This is a genomic window from Modestobacter muralis, assembly GCF_010682105.1.
Taxonomy (GTDB): domain Bacteria; phylum Actinomycetota; class Actinomycetes; order Mycobacteriales; family Geodermatophilaceae; genus Modestobacter; species Modestobacter muralis.
Map to the genome: position 1 here is coordinate 1 of NZ_JAAGWH010000043.1, position 3643 is coordinate 3643.

The following is a 3643-nucleotide window of genomic DNA, read 5'->3' on the forward strand; positions in this document are numbered from 1 at the left end:
ACCGGATCAGGCCCAGGTTGCCCTCCTGGATGAGGTCCAGGAACGACATGCCGCGGCCGGTGTAGCGCTTGGCCAGGGAGACCACGAGGCGGAGGTTGGCCTCCAGCAGGTGGTTCTTGGCGCGCTCGCCGTCCCGCAGGATCCAGGTGAGGTCGCGGCGCAGCTGCACCGGCATCTTCTCGCCGTTCTCGGCGGCGGACTCCAGCTTCGAGCCGGCGTAGAGCCCGGCCTCGATCCGCTTGGCGAGGTCGACCTCCTCCTCGGCCGTGAGCAGCTTCACGCGGCCGATGAGCTTGAGGTAGGCGCGGACGGAGTCCGTGGAGGCGGTGAGCTCAGCCTCCTTGCGGGCCTGGCGCAGCGCGACCGCGTCGGCGGCGTCGTCCCACTCGTGGTCGACCTCGTCGGCGGCCGGGGCGGTCGTGGCGCCCTCGGCGGCCGGGGCGTCCTCGACGGCGGGCGTGGTGAGGTCGGGCTCGGAGAGCTCGTCACCGGTGGTGGTGGCGGGGACCTCGAGGTCGGTGGCGCTCATGCGGGTCTCTCCTCCGATGCCGTGCGGCGTCGCCACACCCGTGGGTGCTGGCGGAGAGGCCGGGATGGACGTGCACGGCGGGCGCCGGCACGGGAGCGGCAGCGGGTCTGCAGCTGCCGCAGTCGACCTGCAACGTTAACCCTGCTGGCCGCAAGATCAAGCTGGCCGGTGGTTGACCTTCCCTCGAAGGTGTGCCCGCGCCCGTGGACGGCCGTGTCCCGGCTCACGGACCGGGCTCGACGGGGATCGAGGGAGGCAGCCGCCGGGGCCCCGCCTCGACCGGCCGCGGCCGGTCCTGGCGGTGCAGCCGGACGGCCACGAGCGCGACGTCGTCGTCCGGCCGGCCGTCGACCAGGCGCTCCACGACCAGGTCACACATCTCCTGCAGCGGCCGGGAGCCGACCTCGCCCAGCACGGCCTGCAGCCGGGCCATGCCGTCGTCGAGGTCGGAGTCGCGGCGCTCGATGAGCCCGTCGGTGAACAGCAGCACGGTGACCCCGCGGTCGAGGGTGACCACCGTCTCGGTGCGCGTGGTGTGCGGGTCGACGCCCAGGAGCAGGTCGGCGCGCCCCCACTGCCCGAGGACGGTGACCGTGCCGTCGGGGTCGACGACCACCGGCGGCAGGTGGCCCGCGCTGGACCAGCGCATCCGGGTGACCGCGCGCTCGCGCTGGTCCGCGTCCTGCTCGAACCGGGCGATCCCGGCGGTGGCCAGGGTGTCCACCTGGAGCAGCTCCATCGAGGCGTCGAGCCGGCGCAGCACGTCGGCCGGGCCGGCCTCGTCGTGGGAGGTGGCGATCCCGCGCAGCAGGCCGCGCAGCTGCCCCATGGACGCAGCCGCGGCGATGTCGTGGCCGGCGACGTCACCGATGACCAGCATGGTCGCGCCGTCGGGCTGCAGGAAGGCGTCGTACCAGTCACCGCCGATGGCCGCGGCCTCGGTCGCCGGCAGGTAGCGCACCACGATCTCGGCGTGGTCGGGCTCGGGCGGCGCGGTGAGGAAGCTGCGCTGCAGCTGCTCGGCCAGCGCGACCTGCTGGCCGTAGAGCCGGGCGTTGTCCAGCGCGAGCCCGGCCCGGGAGGCCACCTCGCCGGCCGTGGCGAGGTCCTCCGCGGTGAGGGTGCCGCGCTCGGGCGTGTTGAACAGGCTGAGCAGGCCGACGGTGCGTCCGCGGCCGCGCAGCGGCAGGACGACGATCGACTCCGGGCCCAGCCGGCCGATCAGCTCGTGCGCCTCGCCCGGCGTGAGCACCCCCTGGACGGCGGCGGCCGCGTCCCGCTCGATGGCCACCGGCCGCCCGGTGTTCAGGGCGCGGTAGAGGAACGAGGAGTCCCGGAGCGCGTCGATGCGCACCCGGGCGTAGTCCTCGACCAGGGGCCGCAGCGCCTCGTCCCGGTGCCACCAGCCGACGTCGCGGGCCCCGCGCCGGGCTCCGGGCTGGCCGTCGTCGACGAGGGTGACGATGCACCAGTCGGCCAGGGTGGGCACCACCAGCTGGGCCAGCAGCGCGACCGCCTGCTCGGCCTCCATGGTGCCCGTCAGCTGTTCGGTGACCGCGGCCAGCAGCTCCAGGCGCGCGGCGGCCCGCTCGGCCTGCTGCTGCTCCCGGTACCGGGCGGTGACGTCGAGGAAGTAGACCGACAGCCCCTCGGGACTGGGCCACGCGCGGAGCTCGTACCAGCCGTCCAGCGGCGGCGGGTAGTAGGCCGGGAACATCACCGGCGCACCGGTCTCCACCGCGCGCCGGTAGCTCTCCTCGAACGCCGAGCCGACCGCGGCCGGGAACTCCTCCCAGATGACCTGGCCGAGCAGCTCGTCGCGGCTGCGCAGCAGTATCTGCTCGGCGGCGGCGTTGACGTGGGTGAAGCGCCAGTCGCGGTCCAGGGAGTAGAAGCCGGCCGGCATCGCCTCCAGGACCCGGGTCACCCGCAGCTCGGCGTCCCGCTGGTCGGTCACGTCGTAGGCGGCGCCGAGCAGGCGCAGCGCCCGTCCGTCGGGGCCGGGCAGCGTGCGGCCGCGTGCGGACACCCAGCGGGTGTCGCCACCGGGCAGCAGGACCCGGTAGAGCGAAGCGAAGTCGCCGCAGCTGTCGATCGCCGTCTGCAGCGCCGCGGTGACCCGATCGAGGTCGCCGGGGTGCAGCCGGTCGTTGAAGCCGACGATGCTGTGGTCGAAGGTGTCGACCGAGTAGCCGAACAGCTCGATCAGCCGGTCGTCCCAGTCCAGCCGGCCGGTGACCAGGTCCCAGTCGAAGGTCCCGATGCCCGCGGCGGCCATGGCCATCTCGGCGCGCAGCCGCTCGGCGTCACGGTCGTCGACGAACCGGGGTCCCACGGGGTCGTCCACGTCCGCCTCTCCCACCGGCCTGCCCGGCCGCCCTGACCAGCCGTGCCCCGGAGCGCGGGTCGGCAACCGGATCATCCTGCCCGCGCGGCGGACCGGGCACAACGAGGCCCGGCCGTGAGCGACGCCACGTGACCCGGCTCAGAGCCCGTGGGCCGCCGCCACCAGCGGCAGTGCTGCGGGCGGCAGCCCCCGGCCGTCGGGCCGCGGCCAGTGCACGCTGACCTCGGCCACCCCGGCCTCGGCCAGCCGGCCCAGGGTGTCGGCGTAGCGCTCGGCGCTCTCGAACGGCCAGTACATCTCCAGCCCGAACTGCACGGTGCGGCGGACGTCGCCCGGTGCGCGGCCCTCCTCGGCCAGCGCCTCGGTGAGCCGAGCGGACTGGTCGGCGACCGCGGTGAACCACTCCCCGGGCTCGACGGCGGCACCGAACGGGCCGTAGGTCACCCACGCCTGGCCGTGCCGGGCGGCCAGGCGCAGCGCCTTGGGCCCGGTCGCGGCGACGGTGAACGGCAGCCGCGGCTGCTGCACGCAGCCGGGCAGCTGGTGGGCGTCGACGGCGTCGTAGAACTCCCCGTGCGCGGTGACCACGGGCTCGCGCAGCAGCTGGTCGAGCAGTCCGAGCCACTCGCCGAACCGGTCGGCCCGCTCGCGGCGGCTGCGCGGGGGCTCGCCCAGCACCAGCGCGTCCGGACCCTCGGTGCCGACGCCGACGCCGAGCTCCAACCGCCCACCGCTGAGCTGGTCGAGCGTCATCAGCTCCTTGGCGA

3 protein-coding genes are annotated in these 3643 nt (G+C 74.9%); all 3 read right to left on the reverse strand.

Annotation, left to right across the window (positions count from 1 at the left end):
• A partial coding sequence (locus tag GCU67_RS15275) for a sigma-70 factor domain-containing protein (RefSeq protein ID WP_276508576.1) occupies positions 1 to 529 on the reverse strand: 529 nt, incomplete at its 3' end.
• 223 nt (positions 530 to 752) lie between these two features.
• Positions 753 to 2876: a SpoIIE family protein phosphatase gene (locus tag GCU67_RS15280; RefSeq protein WP_338105043.1), complete on the reverse strand. Its 2124-nt coding sequence runs from the start codon at positions 2874 to 2876 to the stop codon at positions 753 to 755.
• 138 nt (positions 2877 to 3014) lie between these two features.
• A partial coding sequence (locus tag GCU67_RS15285; RefSeq protein WP_163612084.1) for an LLM class flavin-dependent oxidoreductase occupies positions 3015 to 3643 on the reverse strand: 629 nt, incomplete at its 5' end.